This is a genomic window from Cryobacterium sp. SO1, assembly GCF_004210215.2.
Classification (GTDB): domain Bacteria; phylum Actinomycetota; class Actinomycetes; order Actinomycetales; family Microbacteriaceae; genus Cryobacterium.
In genome coordinates this window covers 3,282,412-3,308,059 of the sequence record NZ_CP067394.1, presented here as the reverse complement: position 1 = coordinate 3,308,059, position 25,648 = coordinate 3,282,412, and the positions used below count along the sequence as shown (strand labels likewise).

Genomic DNA, 25,648 nt, shown 5'->3' with positions numbered 1-25,648 from the left:
CGGATGCCAGCGGCGACACTGGGCGCATGGAACTCGGCATCTGGCTCAATCAGCACGGCGGGATCGCGCACTCGCAACAGGTCCTCCGTGCGGGCTTCACCCGGTTCGCGATCAGGCAGAACGTTGCCGGAGGCGTGTGCGTCCGCATCCGGCGCGATTGGTTGGCACTGCCGACAGCGCCCGGGGACCTGCGGGCTGCAGCGGCGCTCGGCGGGCGGGTAGCGTGCCTCAGCGTGGCCAGGCGACTTGAGCTGTGGCACCTCCCCGACGGGATGAACCACGTCAGCATGCGGAGGAACGGGGCGGTTCCGGCATCCGACACCCTGCGGGTGCATTGGAGCGCCGGACCGGTGCCGGTTGCCCGGTTCGCCTTGGTGGAACCGATCGAGAACGCCCTCGTGCACATCGCTCAGTGCCAGCCCTTCGAAAATGCTCTGGTCGTCTGGGACTCCGCCCTTAACAAGAACCTGGTGACCCAGCAGTCGCTCGCGCGTTTGTACGTGCGCGGTGCCGCGGCCCGAGCCGTGCGCGACGTCGCGTCGGGATTGTCAGATTCCGGTCTGGAGACGCTACCGGTGGCACGGCTGGCGTTAGCGGGCATCCGGGTCAGCCAGCAGGTCAAGCTTGAGGGTCACAATGTCGATGGCCTCATCGGAGACCGGCTCGTGCTGCAAAGCGACGGGTTCAGCTTCCACTCCTCGGCCGAGCAGCGGCGGGCAGACATTGCGCACGATCGCCGGCTGGTGCTGCTGGGCTACACGGTCTTGCGCTACGACTACCGGCAGATCCTGTTCGACTGGCCCCGGATCGAGAACGAGATCCTCCGGGCCATGGCCCAAGGTCTGCACCTGTCGCCGGCGCACGAGAGGAGATAGTGAGATTAAGAGGATGCTTTCGCCGATACCGTCCTAGTAATCTCACTATTTCCTATAAACGCGACGAGTGCCCGCTCCGGGTGTCCACGGCAGGCTCGACCAGCGAGGCAACCGAAGTTGAGCGCGCTTGACCCGCACCCCTGGCGGGGTTAGCATTGTCCGGTGTGCGCTTTGTCGTGCGCTTCAGTTATGCCGCTTCGTTGTCTGACATCGGGTTGCACTTCAGACGCCCCGACACTCCACGCAAACAGGGTTTGCTCTCCGAGCGGCCCCCACGGCATACCCACCAGAACGACCGGAAGTAATTCCGTGATGTCCGGCGGGTCCAGATGAACTCGATGAGCACTGAGAAGTGCGATTCGAATGCTTTGACATCAGTCAGCTGTCACCGTGCAGCAAAAACAAGGAGTTATTAGTGCCCACCATTCAGCAGTTGGTGCGAAAGGGACGCAGCCCCAAGGTCACCAAGACCAAGGCTCCCGCCCTGAAGTCCAACCCCCAGCAGCGCGGCGTTTGCACGCGCGTGTACACGACCACCCCGAAGAAGCCGAACTCGGCTCTCCGCAAGGTTGCTCGCGTCAAGCTGTCCAACGGTACCGAGGTCACCGCCTACATCCCCGGTGAAGGCCACAACCTGCAGGAGCACTCGATGGTGCTCGTTCGCGGCGGTCGTGTTAAGGACCTCCCCGGTGTTCGTTACAAGATCGTTCGCGGCGCCCTGGACACCCAGGCAGTCAAGAACCGCAAGCAGGCTCGTAGCCGCTACGGCGCCAAGATGGAGAAGAAGTAATGCCTCGTAAAGGCCCAGCGCCCAAGCGTCCCGTTATCGCTGACCCGGTATACGGCGCCCCCATTGTTAGCCAGCTGGTCAACAAGATCCTCCTCGACGGCAAGAAGGGCCTCGCCGAGCGCATCGTTTACGACGCCCTCGAAGGCGTTGTTGCCAAGAACGGTGCGGATGCTGTTGTCACGCTGAAGAAGGCACTCGACAACGTGCGCCCGACCCTCGAGGTGCGTTCGCGCCGCGTCGGCGGTTCCACCTACCAGGTGCCCGTCGAAGTCAAGCCGCACCGTGCGAACACTCTCGCGCTGCGTTGGTTGACCAGCTACGCCAAGGCGCGGCGCGAGAAGACCATGACCGAGCGTCTCACCAACGAGATCCTCGACGCGTCCAACGGCCTCGGTGCCGCGGTGAAGCGTCGTGAGGACACTCACAAGATGGCTGAAGCGAACAAGGCTTTCGCTCACTACCGCTGGTAGTCGCTACTCGCTGGTCGAGCCTGTCGAGACCTGGTCTCGACAAGCTCGACCCGCGAGGCGGGCTCGTCCCGCAGCTAGCCTGTTCAACCTCATCTTTCACAACACTTCCGGAGGACACCCGTGGCACTTGACGTGCTCACCGACCTGAGCAAGGTCCGCAACATCGGCATCATGGCCCACATCGATGCCGGCAAGACAACTACGACCGAGCGCATCCTTTTTTACACGGGTGTGAACCACAAGATCGGTGAGACGCACGATGGCGCCTCCACGATGGACTGGATGGCGCAGGAGCAGGAACGTGGCATCACGATCACGTCCGCTGCAACGACGTGCTTCTGGGCCGGTAACCAGATCAACATCATCGACACCCCCGGCCACGTGGACTTCACCGTCGAGGTGGAGCGTTCGCTCCGCGTTCTCGATGGCGCAGTCGCCGTGTTCGACGGCAAGGAGGGCGTTGAGCCCCAGTCCGAGACCGTCTGGCGCCAGGCCGACAAGTACGACGTGCCCCGCATTTGCTTCGTCAACAAGATGGACAAGCTCGGCGCCGACTTCTACTACACCGTCGACACCATCGTGAAGCGCCTCGGCGCCAAGCCGCTGGTCATCCAGCTGCCCATCGGTGAAGAGTCGAACTTCGAAGGGGTCGTTGACCTCGTCGAGATGCGTGCGCTGACCTGGCGCGGCGACTCCAAGGGTGACGTTGAGATGGGCGCCAAGTACGCCATCGAGCCGATCCCCGAAGACCTCGTTGAGAAGGCTGCTGAATACCGCAAGCTGCTCCTCGAGACCGTCGCCGAGACCGATGACGACCTCATGGAGAAGTACTTCTCCGGCGAAGAGCTCACCGTTTCCGAGATCAAGCACGCGATCCGCAAGCTCACGGTCGCCAGCGAGATCTACCCGGTGCTCTGCGGTTCCGCGTTCAAGAACCGTGGTGTGCAGCCGATGCTGGATGCCGTTGTCGACTACCTGCCGACGCCGCTCGACGTTCCCGCCATCGAGGCGCACGACGCTCGCGACGAAGAAAAGGTTGTCATGCTGCACCCGAACGCCGACGAGCCGTTCGCGGCCCTGGCGTTCAAGGTTGCGGTGCACCCGTTCTTCGGTCGTCTCACCTACATCCGGGTGTACTCCGGTCGTATCGACTCCGGTGCCCAGATCATCAACTCCACCAAGGGCAAGAAGGAGCGCATCGGGAAGATCTTTCAGATGCACGCCAACAAGGAGAACCCGGTCGGTTTCGTTACCGCCGGTCACATCTACGCGGTCATCGGCCTCAAGGACACGACCACCGGCGACACCCTGAGCGACCCTGCCCAGCAGGTCGTTCTCGAGTCGATGACGTTCCCCGACCCGGTTATCGAAGTTGCCATCGAGCCGAAGACCAAGCAGGACCAGGAAAAGCTGGGTCTCGCGATCCAGAAGCTGGCCGAAGAAGACCCCACTTTCCGTACCGAGCACAACCAGGAAACTGGTCAGACGGTCATCAAGGGAATGGGCGAGCTTCACCTGGACATCCTCGTCGACCGCATGAAGCGTGAATTCAACGTTGAGGCGAACGTCGGCAAGCCCCAGGTTGCGTACCGCGAGACGATCAAGAAGGCCGTCGAGCGTCACGACTACACGCACAAGAAGCAGACCGGTGGATCCGGCCAGTTCGCGAAGATTCAGTTCGCGATCGAGCCGCTTGAAATCACTGCCGACAAGTCGTACGAGTTCGTGAACAAGGTCACCGGTGGCCGTATCCCGCGTGAGTACATCCCTTCGGTTGACGCCGGAATCCAGGATGCCCTCCACGTGGGTGTGCTCGCCGGGTACCCGATGGTCGGCGTCAAGGCAAGCCTGCTTGACGGTGCCGCTCACGACGTCGACTCCTCGGAGATGGCGTTCAAGATTGCCGGTTCGATGGGCTTCAAGGAAGCCGTTCGGAAGGCACAGCCGGTTCTTCTTGAGCCGTTGATGGCCGTCGAGGTGCGTACCCCTGAGGAATACATGGGTGACGTCATCGGAGACCTCAACTCTCGCCGTGGCCAGATCCAGACCATGGAGGACGCACAGGGCGTGAAGGTTATCCGCGCACACGTTCCGCTGTCGGAGATGTTCGGTTACATCGGCGACCTGAGGTCCAAGACCTCGGGCCGCGCGGTGTACTCGATGACTTTCGAGAGCTACCAGGAGGTCCCGAAGGCTGTTGCCGACGAGATCATCCAGAAGAACAAGGGCGAATAACCCACCGGCCTTCGGGCCGAATCGCTTAGGCCTCCTGGCCCGAGTAACATAAGTACACAAATCCAGCAGTTCCACCGGGCGTAAACCAACGTCCGGTGGAGCCGAGAGTCCTGAGGAGGACCCACAGTGGCCAAGGCCAAGTTCGAGCGGACCAAGCCGCACGTAAACATCGGAACGATCGGTCACGTTGACCACGGAAAGACCACGCTGACGGCAGCGATCTCGAAGGTCCTCGCCGACACGTTCCCTTCCAAGACCAACGTTCAGCGCGACTTCGCGTCGATCGACTCCGCTCCCGAAGAGCGCCAGCGCGGCATCACGATCAACATCTCGCATGTTGAGTACGAGACCGAGAAGCGTCACTACGCACACGTTGACGCTCCGGGCCACGCTGACTACATCAAGAACATGATCACCGGTGCTGCTCAGATGGACGGCGCGATCCTCGTGGTTGCCGCTACTGACGGCCCGATGGCTCAGACCCGTGAGCACGTTCTTCTCGCCAAGCAGGTCGGCGTGCCGTCCCTGCTCGTCGCGCTGAACAAGTCCGACGCGGTCGACGACGAAGAGATCCTTGAGCTCGTTGAGCTCGAGGTTCGCGAACTGCTCTCCAGCCAGGGCTTCGATGGCGACAACGCCCCCGTCGTTCAGGTTTCCGCCCTCAAGGCGCTCGAGGGTGACCCCAAGTGGGTTGCCAAGATCCTCGAGCTCATGCAGGCAGTGGATGACTACTTCCCGGAGCCCGTCCGCGACAAGGACAAGCCCTTCCTGATGCCGATCGAGGACGTCTTCACGATCACCGGTCGTGGAACCGTCGTCACCGGCCGCGCCGAGCGTGGAACCCTCAAGATCAACTCCGAGGTCGAGGTTGTCGGCATCCGCCCGACCATCAAGACCACGGTCACTGGTATCGAGATGTTCCACAAGCAGCTCGACGAGGCATGGGCCGGCGAGAACTGTGGTCTTCTTCTTCGTGGCACCAAGCGCGAAGACGTTGAGCGCGGCCAGGTTGTCGTCAAGCCGGGTTCGGTTACGCCGCACACCGACTTCGAGGGCACCGCGTACATCCTGTCAAAGGATGAGGGTGGGCGTCACAACCCGTTCTACGCGAACTACCGCCCGCAGTTCTACTTCCGCACCACCGACGTCACCGGCGTCATCACGCTGCCCGAGGGCACCGAGATGGTCATGCCCGGCGACACGGTTGAAATGACCGTCGCGCTGATCCAGCCGATCGCCATGGAAGAGGGCCTCGGCTTTGCTATCCGTGAAGGTGGCCGCACCGTCGGCGCCGGAACCGTCATCAAGGTTCTCAAGTAATTCAGTATGACGTTGATCGAGCTTGTCGAGATCATCGGGCCTAGCGCTCGCTGATCGAGCTTGTCGAGATCAAAAGGGTCGGTCCTTCGGGACCGGCCCTTTTGTCGTCCCCCCCATCGTCGGTCGAGCCCGTCCGCTGGTCGAGCGCGTCCGCTGGTCGAGCGCGTCTCGCTGGTCGAGCTTGTCGAGACCCCGCTGGTCGTGCGCGTCCGTAGCTCGCGCGCGTCTCGCTGGTCGAGCTTGTCGAGACCCCGCGACCCGACCCGCTGGTCGTGCCCACCTCGCTGGTCGAGCTTGTCGAGACCCCGCGACCCGAACTACCCTCGTAACCACAGTCCTTCAGATCGGAGACCCTCATGAACCTCAATGACATCACCCGCAAGGCCCAGGACTTCCTCAAGAGCGACAAGGGCGAGGAGATCTCCGACAAGGTACTCGACGGCGGAGCTGCCGTCGCGAACAAGGTCACCGGCAACAAGCACGCCGACAAGATCCAGAACGCCCGGGACACCGCCGACAAGCACCTCGGCCGTGACGACCGCAAGGCCGACCCCGACCCCAGGTAACCTCGCTAGATACCCTGCGCCCCGGTCACCACAGTGTCGTCGTGAGCGGCGGCCAGTCCTCGGTGCCGGAGAAACGCTGCACGCGTTCCACGATCACCCGGTCGAACTGACCTGCCTGCCCGTACTCCTGGTGGTCTGCCATGGTCACGTCCTCGAAGAAGTTGCCCAGCTGACTCGGGATCTGCTTGAGCAGGAACGAGTCGCCGAGGATCAGGGTCTTGCCGGGCACCAGCGCGCTCGTCGTCGACGTTGACGTGAAGTGGAACTGGTCGGTGCCCGTGGGGCCCACGGTCATTTCGGCGTCGGTGATGACGTCCGGGCGCAGGAACGAGGCCGTGGTGCGCTGATCGATGTCGGTCACGCCCATGAGCATGTTCAGGTCGCCGGTGAACGCAATCCCGTCGCTGATAACCGGGTCCTCAAGGTCGTTGAGGAGGCCGGCCGGAGCCTGCCCGTCGGCGACCAGGCGCTCCATTAGTGCGTGCGACATGGCCAGTGAGCCCGCGGTGTTCCAATGGGTGTCGTTCCGCATGTAGGCACCGCCGGGCTGCTGGTCGAGCTCCGCGACCGGGTTCCACAGTGTAATGAGCGGCAGCTGCGCCTCGGACTCCCACGTTTCGAATTGGCCGCGCACGAAGTCGCTGCAGCGCAACAGCCCGGGCGAAATGGCGTCCACCTCGGAGCGGCGGATGGACGACTTGTCGGGGGCGACCATGAAGAGCACGTACTTGCCTGCGGCGTCCATCGCGGTGTAGTCCGCCACCAGGCCGGCCTTGACGGCGTCCATGCTGGCCCCAGTCTCGCGGCACGGCCGGGTGAGGTCCTCGGTGTAGAAGGGCTGCCTGTCGCCGCCTACCAGCACACCCGCCGTGGGGCTGCGTCCGAGCAGATGCACCGACACCTCGCCCAGGGCCGCCGACACACCCACCTGCGCGCCGACACGGTCCCGCAAGGCCACGTCGATCTCCTGGTAGGTGGCCTTGTCGACCATCGCCTCGGGGGAGAGGGTCGGGAAGTCCAGGGGATCTCGGTTCTGCGCGCCGGGGGCGTCGCCGGGCACCAGCCAGATCGCCAGCAACCCCAGGCTGAACACACCGATCAGGGCAGACAGTGCCCACCGGTGCCAGCCGCGCAGGGTGTCATGGTCACCGGGGGAGGTGTCGTCGTTGATCACGGGTGCCGCCTTAGAACTGGAAGTACAGGAAGGGACTGAAATCGGACTGCAGCACCATTGCCAACGTCACGATGAGGGCGAGCGGCACCAGGAGCAGCGCCGTCCTCCAACGGAAGGCGTTCAACGTGTCCGGTGCGGACCGGCCGAAGACGGTTTCAAACCCGGTGCGTTGTGACGGCATGCAGAAGCTCAGAGCGCCGACGACGAGCGCGGTGATCGTGAACGGTGTCAAAGTGACGAACAGAACCGGTGAGACGAAGTCCCACGGCCCGCCGAGCATCGCCTGCCAGATGTCCACGGTGGGCTGAACCTGCAGAGCCCGGAAGGGCACCCACGTGACGATCACGAACACGAGGGTCAGCACGCGGCGCGGCACGACGGATGCCCGCACGTTGCGCAGTCCGGTAATACGTTCTCCAAGCAGCGCCAGGGAGTGCAGCCCGCCCCAGATCAGGAAGCCGGCCAGGGCGCCGTGCCAGAGGGAGGTGAGGAAGAACACGAGCAGGAGTGCCCCGTACTCCACCCAGACGCCGCGGCGGTTGCCGCCCAGCGGGATGTAGACGTAGTCGCGGAACCACTTCGTGAGGGTGATGTGCCACCGGCGCCAGAAGTCGGTGATGTTGCCCGCGGTGTAGGGCGAGCGGAAGTTCTCGGGAAACCGGAACCCGAACATTTGGGCAAGGCCGATGGCCATGTCGGAGTACCCGCTGAAGTCGAAGTAGATCTGCAACGCGTAGGCCACGGCGCCCAGCCAGGCGCCGGTGCCCGACATCAGGGTGGGATTTGCCGCGTTGTCGAACATCGCGTTGGCGACGACGCCACAGTTGTCCGCGATCAGCACCTTCTTGGCGAGCCCCCAGGTGAACCGGGTGATGCCGTAGCCCATCTGCCTGGCCGTGATGCGTCGCACGGCGGTGATCTGGGCCCCGATTTCGGAGTACCGCACGATGGGGCCGGCGATCTGGTGCGGGAAGACGAACAGGTACAGCAGGTAGGACGGGAAGGACGTGGTGAGCGGCCGTCCCGCCCGGGCGGAATCGATGACGAACGAGAGGGCGTGGAAGGTGAAGAACGAGATGCCCAGCGGCAGCGCCCAGGTGTTGGCGCCTATATTCGTCAAGGTCGACGAGATCCGCGGGATCTCCAGCGTCGCTATCTGAGGCACGTACTTGAACGCCACCAAGGGCACCGCCACGATCAGAAGCGTCACGAACGACGGGATCGAGATCTTCCGAGGTTCCCCGTCAGCGTGGTTCGGACGTTGACGACGCACGAGTCGCCAGGCGATGTAGGCGCCGCCGAAGCTCGACAAGGCGACGAAAAGGATGGCCAGGATGGCGCTGCCGGCGCCCCACAGGAAGAAAAGCACGCTGGCCACCAACAGCCAGGCATTCCTGCCCCGCGATCGCACGGGGATCGCGTGATAAACGAGCAGGGTGACCGGAAGAAAGATGAAGAGAAAGGTCGGACTGGAGAAGACCACGAAGCTGAACCCGCCATTAGGTAACAAGGCACCAAGTGCGGACACCCAGAACGGCACGTTCGCTATGAAGGGCCCAAAGTTTTGGCCCAAATTCAGCCTATGGTCAGCACTTACGCAACCCCGCAGCAACACGGCAAGCGGCACCCCCAGTTCAGGCTGGTGCTACCCAGACCGGGCAACTCGTGACCCGGCGTTGGTCGAGCTCGTCGAGACCTGGCGACCCCGTGCTACCCACTAAAGTTCATCTGAGGGCGCGACACTCGACATGCCCCGTCACCGGGGGAATCATGCTCACGCGCACACTCAGCAACGTCACTGCACCACGTCGCAAGGCCGGCGCTCTTGCCGCTGCGATCGCCCTGACCCTCAGCCTGCTCGCCGGCAGCACCCCTGCGGCGGCAGCAAGCATCCAGCCGCCGGCTCAGGTCCACGCCGTGACCCTGGCGAGCTTCCGTGCGGCCCCGATACCGCGGATCAGCGGCACGCCCCGGGTGGGCCAGGTGCTCAGCGCCACGGCCGGCGCGTGGGCGCCCGCCCCCACGACGCTGACCTACCAGTGGAAGCGGGCCGGAGTCACCATCGCCGGTGCCACCGGCACGACCTATCGGGTACGACCCGGCGACGCGGGAGCTGCGCTCACCGTGACGGTGACGGCCAAGCGTGCGTCGTACCAGCCGGCGGCGCGGCAGTCCGCCGGAACCACACAAGTCACCGGACTGGCCTACCCGAACTGCACCGCCCTTTCTGCGGCGTACCCGTACGGCGTGGCGAAGGCCGGCGTGAAGGTCAATCTCGTCTCTGGACAGGCTCAGGCGCTCAAGGGCCCGCCGTTCTTCTCCACGGCGGTCTACACCTTGAACACGAAGAGCGACCGCGACAAGGACGGCATCGCCTGCGAGCGATGATTTCCTGAAACGGTGGCCACCCCGCCGCCCAAACCCTAGAGTTCAGCCAAGGCCATTGCCCGTGCGCCGGTCGACTCAGGGGGAACGATGAACAACAGTGTGCACTCTTCAGCGGTGCGAAGCCGAGCCAGGCGACGACTCTACGCAACCCTGACCCTGATCGTCGGGCTCAGTCTGGGAGCGGGCGCTCTGCCCGCGTTCGCGGCCGAAAGTGACACCGCGACGATCGTGTCGCAGACCAACGCCGCCCGTGCGAAGAAGGGCCTCCCGGCGTTGAAACGTAACGCCGCCCTGGACACCGTGGCCCAGGCCTGGGCGGTGAAGATGGCCGCCGACGGCTACAAGCACAACCCGAACTACACCGCGCAGTACCCGACGGGGTGGACGATGGCCGCCGAGAATATAGCCCTGGGCTACACCTCAGCGACGGTGGTGCCGGCCTGGCTGGCCTCCCCCGGTCACTACGCCAACATCATGGCCGCCCACACGGATATCGGGGTCGGCTATTTCGTGGCCGCCAACGGGGCCGGCTACTCGGTGCAAAACTTCGCCAAGTACGGAACGCTGACCGCCACGCCCACCCCAACGGTTTCCGGAGCTGCCAGGGTGGGCCAGACTCTCACCGCGACGGCCGGTGCGTGGGCGCCCGCGCCGGTCGTTCTGGCATACCAGTGGAAGCGCGGGGGAGTGGCCATCAGCGGTGCAACCGGCCGAACCTACGCGGTGGTGACCGGCGACCGGGCCACGCCGCTCACGGTGACCGTGACAGGGAAGAAGACCGGCTACACCAGTGTGGCGAAAACGTCCGCGGCCACCGCCCTGGTGGTGGACAACCTCACTGCGACACCCGTCCCGCGCATCACCGGAACAGCGCGGGTCGGGCAAACGCTCACGGCGACCCCCGGCACCTGGTCGCCGGCTCCGGTGACGCTCAGCTACCAGTGGCGACGAGCCGGAGTCGTGATTCCGGGCGCCACGGGTCGTGCTTTCGTCGTTCGGTCCACGGATCTGGGGTCGACGCTGACCGTCACGGTCGTCGGCAAGAAGACCTCGTACGTGTCGGTGGCCAAGCAATCCCCCGCGACGGCGAAGGTCGCCGCCAAATGACTCGCGGTTCAATGAGGCGCGGGGTCGATCTAGGCTCGACGGGACCTCGTCCCTCTGGTCGGTGACCGACCATCAACCTCAACAACATCACCCGTAAGGCGCAGAGGTCCCTCAAGAGCGAGAACAGCGAGGGTATCAGCGACAAGGTGCACGACGGCGACGCGGCCGTGGCGAACAAGGTCACGGTCGACAAGCACGCCGAGAAGCTCCACTAGGCCCGTGGCACGGCAGACGAGCACCTCGGGCGGGACAACGGCGCCAACGGTCCCGACACCACGCTCGGATCCAAATGACCGTGGGTGACCAAGGAACCAACCTCAGCCTGTGCGTCTCCTTATGCGACGGGATCGAGAGCAGAACAGACGTCAGTAGCGGCGAGCGTCCCCATCGCAAGGACATCCCACAGTCGTCGCTTGAGCCCTAGCGTGACTGTTCCGGCTGGCGGCGGAGAGGCGCTACTCGATCGCCTCTGCGAGGGACGGCCAATCGGCGGTACCGCTGGACCGTTCGACGCGTATGTGGGCGACCTGAACCACATGATGGGCGTAAAGGACCTCGACTACAAGTCCACGATTTCTTTCAACCGGCCAGACGTGGCTACGACCGCCACGCAGACCGTGGGCGCCGCGGGCACGACGGAAAATCACTTCGCGTCCAACGTCATCGACAGTTGCTCGGCGCACTGCCGATTTGTTGGGCGCCACGATGAATGCCACGTATTTACCGGCGGCGTCCATCGCGGCCTGGTCGCACGCGAGCCCTGCCTTCACGACGCCCATTTCGTCGGATAAAGAGGATTCGAGTGCTGCCCCGTTGAACGCAGATTGGCGAATCTCTGCTGAATCAGCCGATCTGATGACCTTCCGCAGCTGGCGTTATGGCCAATTCTGATGCCGTTTCTGACCCTTTTCCAGTTGGCGTCATGACATGCGGTCAGGGGCGATCCATCCCTCGGACGACTACTCGAACACAAGTTGATCAAGTTCACCAAGACCATCCCGCTAAACGTCCTCGCGGCATTCATCAGGAAACAAGCGGCCCGCGTTGGAAACGCGCCCGCCAACAAGCCGGCGGCATTCAAGCCAGAATGGTTCGGCTAGAATCTCCGAATCAGGAGAATTCTTGACAGAGAAGAGAATGGGAACCACCTCGGCATGGTTGAACAGGGCGCGACTGTGTTCGTAGGTGCGTATGAACGAGACAATTTTGGTGACCTTCTCTTCCTTCTGCAGACTCAGCACGTCTTGGGACGCGCGGATGGTTTGGCGACTGCGCCTTTCGCGGGCGACATGACCGAGTTGCTCGACCTGCGAATCCCCAGCTACTCCTCCGTTGTGCGCGATCAGCCAATCAAGTCCGTCTGGGTGGTTGGAGGCGAAGTAGGGTCAACGTCCGTCGTGGACGCCTATCGCATGTCTGCGGACGACCAGGAATACCGTGGCTTCGGAAGTCTTCGTAGGCGAGACCGCGTTGCCGAACTGGAGCGAATCTCCGGACTGGCCTGGGATGCATCTCCGTATGTCCCACGCATGTCGGCATTTGAGAACACGTACGGAGCCACCTCGATCATCAATTCGGTTGGGATAAGCGGAATGCGTGGGCTTCGCGGTGATCGCAGCGACGAGACATGGGGTGCGATTCGTGAGGCCAGCTACGTGTCTGTGCGGGATAGCGCATCCAGTGAGTTGTTGACTAAGCACTCTGTTTCTCATGTGTTAGCTCCAGATCTGATCCACAGCATTGGCATCACGCGACCGCTTGAGCGGCCGCGCGAATTGGATCTGGCGCTGGTCCAAGTCAAAGCACATGTGCTCCAATCGCATGGTGCTATTGCATTTGCTGAGGTTCTGGCCAACAGCCCGGCATTGCGGAACTTCCGCATACGTCTTTTTGCGGCTGGTTATGCGCGCGGGCATGATTCGATGGAACTATACGAAGAAGTGGTCGCCGCTTTCCGGAGGATGGCTCCGTCGCGGAGTATTGACATCGCTCAGAGTAAAATGCCACTCGACAAAGTCGACGAAATTGCGCGCTGCGGGCTGTGGATCGGAACGTCGTTGCATGGCTCCATAATCTCGACGGCCTACGACGTGCCTCGGGTCGCCCTTGAACTTGACAAACTGGTGCGCTACACGAGCTCGTGGGGTGAAACGATGCCAGTTGGGGTGCCCATTGGCGACCTCAACGCTGCGGTGGAGACTGCCTTGGCGGAAGCTCGGCGCTCGGTTACATCTGGACGTTCCGCCGAATTGGCGCACTCGGCACAAGCGAGCGCGGTGGGCGCTGCAGCAGTGTTGTTGAACGCCCGCCCCGGGGCTGAGAACCGAACAGAAAGGGCCGCCGCCGCCCGTGAGTTGGATCGTCGGCGGAACTCACTACCGCGGGGATTCTACCGAGAGGTCGACAACTTGCGCAGAGAACTCTCCGCGAGAAGAGTTACACGCCTTTCCTGAGGACTCTCTCGACCGGAGCCACAGAATTCATCCAAGAGGATCCAGACGCCGGAGTCTGCTGCTCATAGGCCAGACCGGAGTCATTTCTTGACAGATTCGCAAAGCACAGGCTCGCTGGGTAACACAGTTGTTCGAGGTGCCCGGGACCTCTTTATCGGACAAGTCGGAAAGCTGGGCATCCACTTCGTAGGTTTAGTGTTGCTTTCGAGGCTCTTGCCTCCGGCCGTTTTCGGTTATATGGCAATCGCCACGACCCTGGTCGGCATTGGTGAGGTCTTTCGGGACCTCGGCTTGTCTTCGGCGAGCATACGAACCGTGAATCTCACCAAAGAACAGAGAGCTGTGCTTTTCTGGTTGAACGTTGCCATCGGCGTCGTGATGATGGTTGTTGTTATCTTCGCCGCGGGAATGCTTGCTTCGGTGTTCAAGATACCTGAACTGGTTCAGGTTCTACCAGCCATTTCACTTGTATTCCTCTTCAACGGAATCGCTGCCCAGTATCGCGCTGATCTGAATCGAATGATGCGATTTCGAGCGATGGCCAGTGTCGATGTGATTGCACCGGCCCTCGGTTTGACTGCGGCAATCGTCTTGGCCTATCTAGGCGCCGGCTACTGGGCGCTCGTCGTTCAGACTGTTGCAATAGCTTTTCTTACCATGATCATCTCTATTTTCCTCTGTGGTTGGCTTCCAGGCCTACCCCGACGGAAGACTGGAGTTGGCCGGATCGTCGGGCTCGGCGGGCACATCGCGACGTCTCAGTTGTTCTCTTACGCGGGGAACAACATCGACACGTTGGCGTTGGGATATTTCTCGTCAGCTTTCAATGTTGGCATTTACAGTCGGGCGTTCCAACTAGTCATGGCTCCCTTGAATCAGCTCAAGAGTCCGGCTATCTCGGTTGCGCTACCAGCTCTGTCAAGGATCGCAGACGAGCGTGAACGGTTCAGTAGGTACCTTCTCCATGGTCAGGCCGTCATTGGCTACACAATATTGCCCGTAGCGGCTTTTATCGCGGCTGCGGCTCAGCCGCTAGTTTCCGTTGCACTTGGAGACGAATGGTCATCCGCCGCATCCATTGTGACCATTCTTGCGTTCGGCGGTGCGCTCCAGCAGCTATCGACAGTAGCGAGTTGGATCTTCATCTCCAAAGGTCTAGGTCGTGACCTGCGGAATTACACCTTCGTCTCGCTCGTAATCAAGTGCATCGCTGTGGTGAGCCTGGCATGGGCTGGGCCCGTTGGAGTCGCAATCGGTTACAGCACGGCTGTCCTTCTCGCGTGGCCGCTCGCAATCATTTGGGCGGCGCGACAGGGAGGTATCGACGCGCGTCCGCTGTTAGTTCAAGGGCTGCGAATCGTAATCGTCGCTCTGGGTGCATTCGGTACGGCGTACGGAGTCTGCGCGCTTTCGCTTGTACCGCTCGGCGCAGTCGGTTCGATCCTGCTATCTGGTACCACTCTCTGTATCGTGTATGCGGCTACTATGGCCGTTCCACTTGTCCGTCACGATATGCTGGCGGTCTTCGACACACTGAAGGTTGCCATGAGGCGGAGGGGCTAGATAGCGATCGGTCGATGAGTCATTGCGACCTCGATCCTATGGGTTTACACCTCGCAAGAACTCCTGTCTCGTGCGCGGTGCACGCTCCGGCAATATGATCGGGAATAGCGTGAACGGCAACGATTGGAGCCGTTCAAACCACAAACATGGACGCGGCCGTCGCCAAGTCATTGTGGGGCATGAGGCTCAATCCGTTTGGTTACGTCCCCGTGAGTGGTGTGGTTTCCCGCTCTTGAGTGTTGCTTCGTCAACGTGAAGAGCCACCGTGGGATGGTCAGTGAGAACCGATCAAAGCTACTCACAGAAAGACACAAACCACGATGGCTCTAGACCAGTCTGCCCTGCTCGACCTGCTGGGAGAACTCAAACTCACCGATGTCACCGATCGCATCCGATCCGCGACCGAAAAGCTCTACAGGAACTGATCGATGCGGAAGCGACCGCGTTCATCGGCGCCGCCCCGTTCGAGCGCTCCGGCGACCGCACCACCCACCGCAACGGCACCCGATCCAGGACGTTGACGACCACCGCCGGCGACCTCGACCTGAAGATCCCGAAGCTCCGTGCCGGGTCGTTCTTCCCTGCCCTGCTCGAGCGGCGCCGACGGGTCGACCAGGCGTTGTTCGCGGTCGTGATGGAGGCCTACGTCCACGGCGTCTCAACCCGCAAAGTCGACGACCTGGTCAAGGCCCTCGGCGCGGACACCGGGATCTCCAAGTCCGAGGTGTCTCGGATTTGCGCGGGCCTGGACGCGGAGGTGGCCGAGTTCCGCGACCGCACCTTGGCCGCCCAGGACTTCCCCTACGTGTTCCTCGATGCCACCTACTGCAAAGCCCGGGTCGGCCACCGGATCGTGTCCCAAGCCATCGTCGTCGCGGTCGGGGTCGCCGCCGACGGCCGCCGGGAAGTACTGGGCTTCGACGTGGGTGACAGCGAGAATGAGGGCTTCTGGACGTCGTTTCTACGGTCGCTCAAGACCCGCGGTCTCGACGGGGTCAAGCTGGTCATGTCTGACGCCCACACCGGGCTCAAGAAGGCCATCAGCACCGTGTTCCAAGGCGCCGGGTGGCAGAGATGCCGAGTCCATTTCATGCGCAACGTCCTCGCCGTGATCCCGAAAGGATCCCAGGACATGGTGGCCTCGATCATCCGCACCATCTTCGCCCAACCCGACCGTGAGCACATCGAGAAGCAGTTCCGCGAGGTCACCACCATGCTCGCCCGGTCACACCCGAAGGTCGCCGCGATGCTCGTCGACGCGCAACCCGACCTGCTCGCCTTCGCCGCGTTCCCGCGGCGGCACTGGCGCCAGATCTGGTCCACTAATCCGTTGGAACGGGTGAACAAGGAGATCAAACGCCGCACCGACGTCGTCGGCGTGTTCCCCAACGCCGCCGCGCTGCTGCGCTTGGCCGGGTCGGTGTTGATCGAGCAGCACGACGAGTGGGAAGCCGGCGAAAGACGCTACTTCTCCGAGGCCTCGATGCTCGAGCTGGCCACCATGAACAATCCCATCGAGGTCATAGACGAGGCGGTGATCCTCCCAGAACTCGCCGCCGCCTAGACTAGAACCACTGACCCGCACGGTGTTGAGAAATTCCACCACTCAGCGGGACGTGACCATCCGTTTTGCCCGGTCACGAAAGCGGTTGGGCAACACGGGCACCAGAGCGATTTCGATCACTGCCTTCAAGGCGGCTATCGATTCCGCTTTCTCGTGGCACGACTAGGTCGGCTTGCGTCCAGACCAAGCCCTACGGTGGAGAGTTGTGTTCCCGCCCGTGCACAGACCGAGCGCTCAATACATCCGACAAGGTCACACGTCAGCGCCAAGCCTGTTGCGTCGGGCGGGATCCACTCGGCGGTCCGTGGTTGCATCAGCCGCGACGGGTAGCAAACCCGGTCGTCCGACCTGGCCGGTCGGTGTCGTCCTTTGGTTAGGGCCGACCCATACCTTTGTAGGTCCAGCCCGCCGCACGCCAAGCGACGGCGTCTAGGGCGTTGCGGCCGTCGATGATCGTGCGGGTCTTCACCAATGTCGCAGCCCACACGGGATCGATGTTGACGAATTCGGGCCACTCGGTGACGAGAACCACCAGCTCCGCGCCCCGCAGAGTGTCCTCGATACTCGTCGCGTAATTCAACTGCGGGTGCTTCGCCTGTGCATTCTCGATGGACTTGGGGTCCGTGGCCAGGACCTCGGCGCCAAGTCCGTGCAACTGCACGGCCACGTCGAGGGCGGGGGAGTCGCGAACGTCGTCAGAGTGCGGTTTGAAGCTCAGGCCCAGCACACCTACCTTGCCGTCGTGCAGGCGGTCGCCCAGGACCGCGGTGGCCAGATCGACGACGTGGGAGCGTCGGCGAAGGTTGATCGCGTCGACTTCCTTGAGGAAGGCCACCGATTCGCCGCGGCCCAGCTCGTCGGCCCGGGCGGTGAAGGCTCGGATGTCTTTGGGCAGGCAGCCGCCGCCGAATCCGACACCGGCGTTCAGAAACCGGCGCCCGATGCGGGCGTCGAAACCGATTGCATCGGCGAGCTGGGTAACGTCTGCGCCCGTGGCCTCGGCAATTTCCGCCATCGCATTGATGAAGCTGATCTTGGTGGCCAGGAACGCGTTCGCGGCGACCTTGACGAGTTCGGCGGTGGCGTAGTCGGTGACCACCAGCGGGGTCTCCGCCGCGATGGCGGCCGCGTAGACCTCGTTGAGCAGAGCGACGGAGCGCTCGCCGGCCGCGCCCGGTGCGACGCCGTAGACAAGGCGGTCGGGGCTGATGGTGTCCTGCACGGCGAACCCCTCGCGCAGGAACTCAGGGTTCCAGACGAGAGAAGCTCCGCTTCCGGATTCCGTGATCAGGTCGGCCAGCCGTGAAGCAGTGCCAACAGGAACGGTGCTCTTTCCCACGACCAGGTCGCCTGCGGCCAGGTGGGGGATTAGTCCGGTGATGGCGGCATCCACGTAGGTCAGGTCTGCGGCGTGGCTGCCGGCCTTCTGCGGGGTGCCGACTCCGACGAAGTGCACCTTCGCTCCGGCGGCGTCGGCGATGTCGGTGCTGAAGCGCAACCGCCCGGTGGCGGTGGCTTTGGTGAGGATTTCAGAAAGCCCCGGTTCGAAGAACGGGGGTTTGCCTTGTGCGAGTTGTGCAATCTTGTTGGCGTCAACATCGATGCCGACGACGTCGTGACCGAGCTCCACCATGGCCGACGCGTGCACCGCCCCGAGGTAGCCGCATCCAATTACCGATAGCTTCACGTGCTGTGTTCCATAGGACTAACACTATTGCCCGTCGAAGCCGCCGTTATCCCCGGAAGCCAACACCGACTCGCGGCTAGAGCCGAGACGCAGGCGGTTCGGATAGGTGGCAGCGTCGTTCACTGTGCATGCCACGTTGGACGCGATAAGGCTCTCGGCATTTTCCTCGACGAGCGGTGGGATGTGAGGAGCCCGCTTTCCGAGAGGTGTGGATGGCACTGCGCCTTACTGGTGCATCTGCTGCGAAGGAGGGCGGCGTCCACTCGGGACGCAGACCAGGAGACAGCGTCGACGCCCGCAACCGCCTCGCTGCCCGACCGCCAAAAGCCAGAAATCAGGCTGACGCGAACAGCGGGAGTATTTACGGTGGTGCATGGTCGGCGATATCTTTCTCTCCTGAGATGGAGGGAAACGAAAATAGCCTGGTCGGTCCCGTGGAATGATCTTCTCGGCTATTGAACCAACCGCCGTCGTCGATCGACGATCGCTCTCAGCGACTCAGCGACTCAGCGACTCAGCGACTCAGTGGCATACAGAGGGTTCAGAGTGATGCCCGGTGTCGAACGCTGACTAAAGCAAAATCGCCTTCGCGGTACCATTGATCAGCCCCTCGTTTGCTGCCTTCCAGCTGAAACCTAGAGTCCGCGACGGATGCTCACCCTTGCCGAGATCGGAACAAGTTCGATAGCGGCTCTAGTTGGAGGTCTCTTTGCGTACTGGTGCAGTCGTGTTGAACTGGAAAGACCCCGCAAGAACTTTGAGGTGCGTGGTCGCCTTGGTTGCCTCACCGTCAGTTGAGCACGTGTTCATCGTCGACAACGAGTCGTCGGGAGAGCTGACCAAAGCACTTGCCGATGCCGGGGTATTGGACGGCGGGGCCTGTTCAGTGACCGAAGTCCCCGAGAATCGCGGATTTGCTGGAGGGGTAAACCTCGGCCTCCGTGATGCACTTGAACAAAGCTTCGAGGCCGTTCTTGTGATAAACAACGATGCTGTTATTGCCGAAGAGTCGATCGCGCTCCTAATCGCCACACTCGAATGCGAACCCAATACGGGTCTGGTCGGTCCTCGCATCGTTCACTCCGATGGCTCGGAGGAATCAGCTGGCGGTTACTTGATCCCCGTCGTCGGCATCACGAGTCATCGGCCGCTGACTCGTGGTGCGCCCGACTTCATTACGTGGGCATGTGTGCTCGTTAGAGCCTCGGCGTTGAACGGAGTCGGTCTGCTGGACGAGAGGTACTTCATGTATTGGGAGGATGTCGATTTCTCACTCAGGCTGCGAGCAGCGAATTGGAACTTCGGGATTTGCGCGGACGCAACGGCCACACATGAAATTTCCACCAACCGCAAGAGCTATCCAATAGCGATTAAGGCGTATCACACCTGGTCCGCGGTCGTATTCGCCAAAAAACACCGCGGCGTCTGGTTAGCGGGAAGCTTGGTCTGGTTGCTAGTCAGCGCTGGGACGAACGTGCTGAGAAGGCGCCCAGGGGCGCTCCGCGGACTCCGGCTCGGTATAAATTTAGCGCGAGAGAACTCATTTCCGGCTTACCTGAGCCAGCTGAGGGTGAGAGATTTTGCGTAATTCAAGGGTGAATCGCAAGGTTCGTCATTCACCTCTAAATTGCCATGCATCCCAGCCTTGTGCGCCCGCATGATTCTCAACCTCTCCGGTGATCAAGAACTTCCTTAGACCCGGGGCTCAACTTAGTGCCGGAAACCCCAGTGCTGTACTTGGCGGCCGCGATGCCTGGATGGCCTTCGATGGCGATTGAGCCGGTTTCTCAAAATAGCCCTCAGTCTCTGAGCAAACATGTGCCATTCAACGTCGTGCCCGCGCGCCCAGTCTTGTGCGGGGAATCGTTGGCGTGCCCTCCGGAAGGGTTAGTCCCCTTCCCTGGACGTCATAGGGAAGAAGTAAGAATCGGTCTGGTATTCACTCTGTGAACGCTTCGCGGGCCGAAGCGATAGCTTGACTGAATACTCCCGTATTCGACTCCACTGTGAACATTCCAAGTGCACGAACACGAGCGTCGTCGCCGAGGGCTTTCCTGACCTGAGGGTCCAAAACCTGTCTCAGGGCTTTCCGAATGGAACGTACAGATCCCGGGCGGATGGTCACACCGTGATTGCCTAGTGCCCAGGGCATGGGCTCGATGTTGCTGACGATGATTGCACGACCCATGATCATCGCATCCACTAGCTTGGCCGGTAGCTGGCCTCTGGCGTATGAAAGGTTCAGGCTAGGGATCACTACGATATCCGCGCCAGCCACTAGGCCCAGTCCCTTTTCCAGTGAGGTGGGGCCCGTCCAGTCTTCCCAAGGTTTGGCGTCTACCGGCGGCGTGTCGGTGATCGTGAGGCGCAGGCCGAATTCCTGCATTTTGGCCACAGCTTTGCGCAGATGAGAGACGCCCTTGTGCTGTCGGTTTGAGCCGACAAATGCAATTGTCGGCTGAGATCTGACGTGAGGTGCGCCAATTCCGGGATCGAGGCGGATGTGCGGCACGATGGTGCCGCCATATCGCGCCTGCAGAACGGGATTGCTCACGATGACGGGCACAGATCGAGCGGCCGCGCGCAGGCGTTTTGCTGTTGCGAGCGCCCGAGGCCGGACGATTTGCTTGGCGATTCTGCGATGCGGCCGGCTCCACGACAAATGTGCGTCCAGATCGGGATCGTCCACATCAAGCAGGAGAGGAATTCTGAGCCGGGTGCTCAGCTCAAGGGCAATCCCGAACGAACTCTGAACGGGCTTAACGGCGAGGATCAGGTCGGCATTCAGAATCAATGCCGACCTGTCCAGTTCCGAGTGCGGGATGACGACGCAGTCTTGCGCAAATGCGGTGTCACTTAGCGGCGCCCATACGCTGACGCCCCGGGTCGACACGACAGTCACATGCCAATCCAGCTGTTTTGCGAGTAGCCATAGGCAGTAAGTACGTCCCACGGAGTTCGCGGACACATCGGGCGTAAAGAGCACAATATTCAAGGCTGGGACTTCCTCTATCTTGGGTACCGCAGGAATTTTTCGATCATGACGGACTTTTGGACCGCCCAGTGGGGAATCTATGCACTCGCTCGGTCCGAACGGCACCATGGGAACGGTCCCCCGGCTCGGAGGAAGAGACGCTCGTGTGCGGCGGCCTGTCTGACTACACACGGCGCCAAACAAGTGTCTGTCCTCCTGCTGATCGTGACGACAAGCCGAAGGATCTGACCGTAGATCTTCTCACACCCGACGAATTCAACTGCACCAGAAGAGAGACTGACAAGGCCAACCGTCCCGCTCGGCATCAGTAGCGAGGGCGGATGCCGGGGTAGAGCAAGAAGTGGGCGGTTAGTCGCTAAGGGCGACTGCGGGATTCGCGCCAAGGGGGCTTGCTCCGTGCTGGCCGCTTTCCAGCGCGGCCGGATCCAAGGGCACATCGGGCTTCGTCGTGGCGGCGAAGCCGACAGCGCCGAGAAGAATGCCGGTCATCGCATGCCATGCCATTACGTCGAAAAAGAAATAGAACGCGACAAGAGCAGTGAGGACGGAACGCGTCGCGAGATCTGCGCGCTTTACCGCCAGGACGAGGATCGACACGAGCAACAAAAGTCCCACAAGCCCTGAGACGATCATTTGGGTAATGAGGGCATTGTCGATCGTCTCTAGGCCCCCCGTGCTAAGGATTCCTTCGTCGAATAGAATCGGCGCAGAATTGTATCCGGAACCGAAAAGCAGCCTGAGCAACGGAAGGTCCCGTAGCCCCCAGGCTGTGTCGATGACCGCGCCACGGTGTAGCAAGGAGAAGTCACCGATCAAGACGGATCGGATGAGGAACGCAACGCCAGCTGCGCCTACGATCAGAGTCGCGACGACTGCCAGCCTGACCCCGGGCAGCTTCTTCTTGTGAAGATGAGCGCTGACTACAAGAGACACGCACCATGTTGCCAAGCCGACCGCGAGAGCGGCGGCGGCGGATCTGGTGCCGGATAGGATGATCCCCGTGGTCAGGAGGACGACCACTGACAGCACCCAGAGTCGGCCTCGGATGACCCCGGACAGCAGCGCCACGAAGAGGCCAACAACCAGGAATGCCGCAAAGGGGATCGGATAGCCGAGGGTGCCTTGAGCACGATTCGTCCAGTCGCCCAAGATCAAGTTGTCGCGAAGAATGTACCTCTGTTCGGCCGCGCTGCCGGTGATTAACTCGCGGACAAACTCGACCTTGACGAGAGACTCCAAGATCGCAAGGACAGCTTCGGCGCATGCGGCTACGACAAACGCCACCGCGACCCGGCGTCGCTGATCGCGTTTGATGTTCGCAGCGCTAAGGAAGACCAATACCCACATCGCGCCGATCCCGAAGGATTTCGCAGTGGTGTTCAAGTCCGACTGAACCACGGTTGGCAACACGAGCATGAGGCTCAGCAAGGCAACCAGAATCGAAGACTTCGGCAGCCGGAGTTCCCGCACATTTAGGAGGAGAGCGAGGAAAAGAAGGCCAGACACCCAAATCGGTGCGGTTGTGCTCAAGAGGTTCGGCGCGAGAACCGACCGGGAGATGAGTAGGAGCCCAAGTGACACAACAAGAGCGGAAGTCAAACTCAACTGTCGATTATGTAGGACAGCAGCCACGCCAAGGAGTAGGAGCGGCAAGGTTGCGATAGTGCTCGAGAGATTGTCATCAATTATGTTTGCGCTGGCCACGGCGGTTATGGAGATCATCGTCCATAGTGCGACCTTCATGAATGGCGAAAGGCCGAAGCGAGTGTTGGGTTGCCAGTGTTTCCCGCGGGGGTCGCCCCTGTGCGCCATGCTCAACTGCAGACCACGCTCGCCAAGTTGGCGCACGTGATGGAATTTCCAAGTGCGAAGGCGCTCTCTGCGCTTCGATGAGCGAGCATTCTAATTGACGCAATGTTCACTGATTACGCGGTCCCCTGAGTTGATATCTGATTTCAAGAACCCTAACCCAGGCGGGTCAAGGGTAGAGCCATTGATCGGCTTCGAGCCGGCCATCGAGCTGTGGCAGGTCTTGGGCGACCCGCGAAGGCAATCGGCCAGACTCAAGTGCGCGGATTATTGCGTCAGTTAGGTCGGCGTTAGGTGCGTCGGGCGCCAAGACCTGGTGGCCATGATCAGTAAGCCAGCGCGAGATCCCCGTCTCCGAGCTGGCTACGATCTCAAGCCCGAAGCCGAGGCCCTCCAAAATTGGAAGCCCGATTTGTTCTTTCCACAGCGGGGAGGGCTGGGACAGCATGAACAGCGCCCTGGACTTTGACAAACGGTCCCTGATGATCGATCGGGGCGGATCCACCTCGAAGGTCACTGTGGATCGTTGCGACGCCCAGTCGGTCACCTTCGCCTCGAGCGGGCCTTTACCGAGGATCAGAAGCTCGGCGTCCGGTATCCGCTCGACGACTGTGTCCCACACCGTCATGAGCTTGGTGATGCCCTTCCGGGAATCCAGGGCACCGAGGAACAAGAGCTGAATCGACGGCCGGTCATCTTGAATGCGGGCTTCCCTCGTGGGCAAGCCCCAGATTAGCGTGTGGGTTGGTGACGTCCGGGCGAGTCGGGTGGCTCCTAACAACGCAGAGTAGTTGTCGGCAGCTGCTTGGGTACCGAATACCACTCGGTCGATCCGGTTGAAGCAAAAGCCGACCAGTGATTTCACGAGCGGACGAAAAATCGCCTCAGGCAGATGGGTTTTGGCTGCGAGTTTCGCAGGTAGGTCTGCGTTCTCGATCGCGTAAGTCACCAAGCGGGTTGGTTCGCCCCGGCCGAGCGCGGACAGGTGGGACGCTAGAGTGATTGCCAGGTTCTGGGGTAGCGCGCTGGGCGTGTAAGGCTCGGCAAGTTCTAGAACGTCGTACTTCTTTCGTAGCACATCACTCAGAACCTGACTGAAGCGGACGTGGTGAACGTATGGGAGCTTTGACGCCAGCGTCTCGTCGAAGTCATACATCGGTTTGAAGTACAAAAAATCGCCGGGTGTGAAGGTTGAGAGGCGTTCCAAATGAACGGAGCGCGCGCCCCGGTAGTAGCGGGCCAGCGACAGCTTGTGCTGCGCCCTAAGGGGGTGCTTTGACATCGAGATTGACACCTTCGCGCGGTTGCATGAAATGGGAACGATCGGATCCCGCAGTGAGCGGCGGGGACCGAAGCGCCGCGCTGATCTTGCGTTCCTGTAAGCGGCGCAATGCAAAACCACACTGCGCATTCAGCCACGACCAGTCGTTCCCCCAAGGCGATTCTAGCGACTTTCGTATTGGTGCTTGGGTAGCGGAGTCGAGAGAGGCCGTAGCCCTCCTTCGGCCTCGGTTACGCTGAGCAGTGGCGAAGTCGTTGACGACGCTGGCCAGATGAATTGACTGGGATCACCGCGCGCGCAACGCTTTGCAGGTGATTGAGATTGGGGCGATATTGCGGAACGTAATTGTTGACGAGCGCTGGGGTGGGGAACATGGCATCGGTCGGTTCTCAACCGAGGTTATCGCCCGGCTAGAAGTACCGTGGCGTGCGCTCGGCGGAAACGGGTCTCCGACGTCGATCTTGGACGTTTTCGGTGCTCGACGCGCGAAGCTGCCCTCATCTGCAGTTTTGTATAGCCCTGGCTTCAACGCCGGTGTGACGCTCGCGCGCCAGGTCCTGACGATTCATGACCTGATTCACCTGCAGATCCCTTCGGAGAATTCATTGGCAAAAAGGATTTACTACAACCAGATTGTGAAGAGGGCCATTAAGCGAGCCGGCGTGGTCATGACGGTGTCTGCGACATCGGCTCGCGCGATAGCGGAGTGGGTCGATGCGCCCGGCGTCGAAATCGTCATCGTGGGTTGTGGGAGGTCGGAAGCCTTCGCGATGGACGGACCAGCAGCGCCGTTCGACCGAGCGACGTTCCTCTATGTAGGCAACCTGAAGCCTCACAAGAACATCGAAGTCCTGTTCGCCGCGCTTGAGCTTCGCCAGGATTACAGCCTAATTGTGGTCACGTCGGATGTCGAGCAGGCCGAAGCGGCGGTGGCGACAGCCGGTCTGGCCGATCAGGTGAGCATCCGAACCGGCGTCAGCGACGACGAGCTCGCTTCGCTGTACCGGGGGGCGGCCGGTGCTTTGCAGCCGTCTGTTCTCGAGGGTTTCGGACTCCCGGTGCTCGAGGCAATGGCCTGTGGAACCAGGGTTGCCTCGTGGTTGGGTTGTGAAAGCGTGCAGGAAATTCGTGGAGACACAGGGGTCACCGTCCAGTCCGCCACAAGCGCGGAGGAATGGGGCAGAGCAATGGACACTCTGTTGAAACAATCGGCCGCCGGACCACTCGTGATGCCTGCCGCGTGGAACGAACGGTATAGCTGGGATGGTGTGGGGGAGAGGGTCTCCGCGGCCATTGGGCGCGCCTGACACTACGCCTCGCGGCACTGAAATACACACGCCAATGGAGGGCCGCGCACCTGCGCAGGCCCT

The 25,648-nt window shown here is 61.7% G+C and carries 19 protein-coding genes and 1 pseudogene; 14 read left to right on the top strand and 6 right to left on the bottom strand.

The annotated features are described in order from the left end of the window. The first annotated feature begins 26 nt into the window (after positions 1–26). The 6 genes from BJQ95_RS15695 (at position 27) to BJQ95_RS15670 (ending at position 6,256) form a co-directional block, all read left to right on the top strand. Positions 27–875 (top strand): endonuclease domain-containing protein, encoded by an 849-nt coding sequence (locus BJQ95_RS15695; RefSeq protein ID WP_130176095.1) that lies wholly within the window; start codon positions 27–29, stop codon positions 873–875. A gap of 415 nt (positions 876–1,290) precedes the next feature. After that, positions 1,291–1,665 carry a 30S ribosomal protein S12 gene (gene rpsL / locus BJQ95_RS15690; protein ID WP_055811472.1) on the top strand — a complete coding sequence of 125 codons (375 nt, stop codon included), beginning with the start codon at positions 1,291–1,293 and terminating at the stop codon, positions 1,663–1,665. Beyond that, entirely contained in the window at positions 1,665–2,135 is a 471-nt protein-coding gene (gene rpsG / locus BJQ95_RS15685) for a 30S ribosomal protein S7 (protein ID WP_066597688.1), read from the top strand. Before rpsL ends, rpsG begins: the two co-directional genes overlap by 1 nt. Positions 2,136–2,255: 120 nt before the next feature. After that, a complete protein-coding gene (gene fusA / locus BJQ95_RS15680; protein WP_130176096.1) occupies positions 2,256–4,370 on the top strand; it encodes an elongation factor G in 2,115 nt (704 codons plus the stop codon). A 126-nt stretch (positions 4,371–4,496) separates the two neighbouring features. Further along, complete coding sequence (gene tuf / locus BJQ95_RS15675) at positions 4,497–5,690, top strand: elongation factor Tu (RefSeq protein ID WP_088457194.1); 1,194 nt, start codon at positions 4,497–4,499, stop codon at positions 5,688–5,690. A 356-nt stretch (positions 5,691–6,046) separates the two neighbouring features. Continuing rightward, complete coding sequence (locus BJQ95_RS15670; protein WP_130176097.1) at positions 6,047–6,256, top strand: Rv0909 family putative TA system antitoxin; 210 nt, start codon at positions 6,047–6,049, stop codon at positions 6,254–6,256. Between the two features lie 25 nt (positions 6,257–6,281). On the opposite strand, the gene BJQ95_RS15665 is transcribed toward BJQ95_RS15670, so the two are convergent. Next, a complete protein-coding gene (locus BJQ95_RS15665; RefSeq protein WP_130176098.1) occupies positions 6,282–7,430 on the bottom strand; it encodes a hypothetical protein in 1,149 nt (382 codons plus the stop codon). A gap of 10 nt (positions 7,431–7,440) precedes the next feature. Beyond that, entirely contained in the window at positions 7,441–8,958 is a 1,518-nt protein-coding gene (locus BJQ95_RS15660; protein ID WP_165384830.1) for an MBOAT family protein, read from the bottom strand. 242 nt (positions 8,959–9,200) lie between these two features. Here BJQ95_RS15660 and BJQ95_RS15655 point away from each other — a divergent pair, with 242 nt between their 5' ends. From BJQ95_RS15655 to BJQ95_RS15630, 6 genes and pseudogenes are all read left to right on the top strand, one after another. Continuing rightward, positions 9,201–9,818: an excalibur calcium-binding domain-containing protein gene (locus BJQ95_RS15655; protein WP_130176100.1), complete on the top strand. Its 618-nt coding sequence runs from the start codon at positions 9,201–9,203 to the stop codon at positions 9,816–9,818. An 87-nt stretch (positions 9,819–9,905) separates the two neighbouring features. After that, complete coding sequence (locus tag BJQ95_RS15650; RefSeq protein ID WP_130176101.1) at positions 9,906–10,925, top strand: CAP domain-containing protein; 1,020 nt, start codon at positions 9,906–9,908, stop codon at positions 10,923–10,925. Positions 10,926–11,350: 425 nt separating this feature from the next. Further along, positions 11,351–11,716 (top strand): hypothetical protein, encoded by a 366-nt coding sequence (locus tag BJQ95_RS15645; protein WP_130176102.1) that lies wholly within the window; start codon positions 11,351–11,353, stop codon positions 11,714–11,716. Positions 11,717–12,079: 363 nt separating this feature from the next. Next, positions 12,080–13,378 carry a polysaccharide pyruvyl transferase family protein gene (locus BJQ95_RS15640; protein WP_130176103.1) on the top strand — a complete coding sequence of 433 codons (1,299 nt, stop codon included), beginning with the start codon at positions 12,080–12,082 and terminating at the stop codon, positions 13,376–13,378. Positions 13,379–13,465: 87 nt separating this feature from the next. Next, complete coding sequence (locus tag BJQ95_RS15635; RefSeq protein ID WP_165384832.1) at positions 13,466–14,941, top strand: lipopolysaccharide biosynthesis protein; 1,476 nt, start codon at positions 13,466–13,468, stop codon at positions 14,939–14,941. Positions 14,942–15,261: 320 nt separating this feature from the next. Then, a pseudogene (locus BJQ95_RS15630) lies at positions 15,262–16,505 on the top strand (IS256 family transposase). 373 nt (positions 16,506–16,878) lie between these two features. On the opposite strand, the gene BJQ95_RS15625 reads toward BJQ95_RS15630, so the two are convergent. Beyond that, positions 16,879–18,192, bottom strand: a complete 1,314-nt coding sequence (locus BJQ95_RS15625; protein ID WP_130177845.1) for a UDP-glucose/GDP-mannose dehydrogenase family protein — start codon at positions 18,190–18,192, stop codon at positions 16,879–16,881. A 727-nt stretch (positions 18,193–18,919) separates the two neighbouring features. On the opposite strand from BJQ95_RS15625, the gene BJQ95_RS15620 reads away from it, so the two are divergent. After that, positions 18,920–19,780 (top strand): glycosyltransferase, encoded by an 861-nt coding sequence (locus BJQ95_RS15620; RefSeq protein WP_165384933.1) that lies wholly within the window; start codon positions 18,920–18,922, stop codon positions 19,778–19,780. Positions 19,781–20,131: 351 nt separating this feature from the next. Here the strand turns inward: BJQ95_RS15620 and BJQ95_RS15615 are convergent, their stop codons facing one another. The 3 genes from BJQ95_RS15615 to BJQ95_RS15605 all read right to left on the bottom strand — a co-directional run bounded on the left by BJQ95_RS15615 (position 20,132) and on the right by BJQ95_RS15605 (position 24,278). Continuing rightward, positions 20,132–21,178: a glycosyltransferase gene (locus BJQ95_RS15615; protein WP_240694757.1), complete on the bottom strand. Its 1,047-nt coding sequence runs from the start codon at positions 21,176–21,178 to the stop codon at positions 20,132–20,134. Between the two features lie 357 nt (positions 21,179–21,535). Beyond that, positions 21,536–22,909 (bottom strand): hypothetical protein, encoded by a 1,374-nt coding sequence (locus BJQ95_RS15610; protein ID WP_130177848.1) that lies wholly within the window; start codon positions 22,907–22,909, stop codon positions 21,536–21,538. Positions 22,910–23,165: 256 nt separating this feature from the next. Then, positions 23,166–24,278: a glycosyltransferase gene (locus BJQ95_RS15605; protein WP_165384935.1), complete on the bottom strand. Its 1,113-nt coding sequence runs from the start codon at positions 24,276–24,278 to the stop codon at positions 23,166–23,168. A 311-nt stretch (positions 24,279–24,589) separates the two neighbouring features. Here BJQ95_RS15605 and BJQ95_RS15600 point away from each other — a divergent pair, with 311 nt between their 5' ends. Beyond that, on the top strand, positions 24,590–25,585 hold the full coding sequence (locus tag BJQ95_RS15600; RefSeq protein WP_130177850.1) for a glycosyltransferase family 1 protein: 996 nt from the start codon (positions 24,590–24,592) through the stop codon (positions 25,583–25,585). The last annotated feature ends 63 nt before the right edge of the window (positions 25,586–25,648 follow it).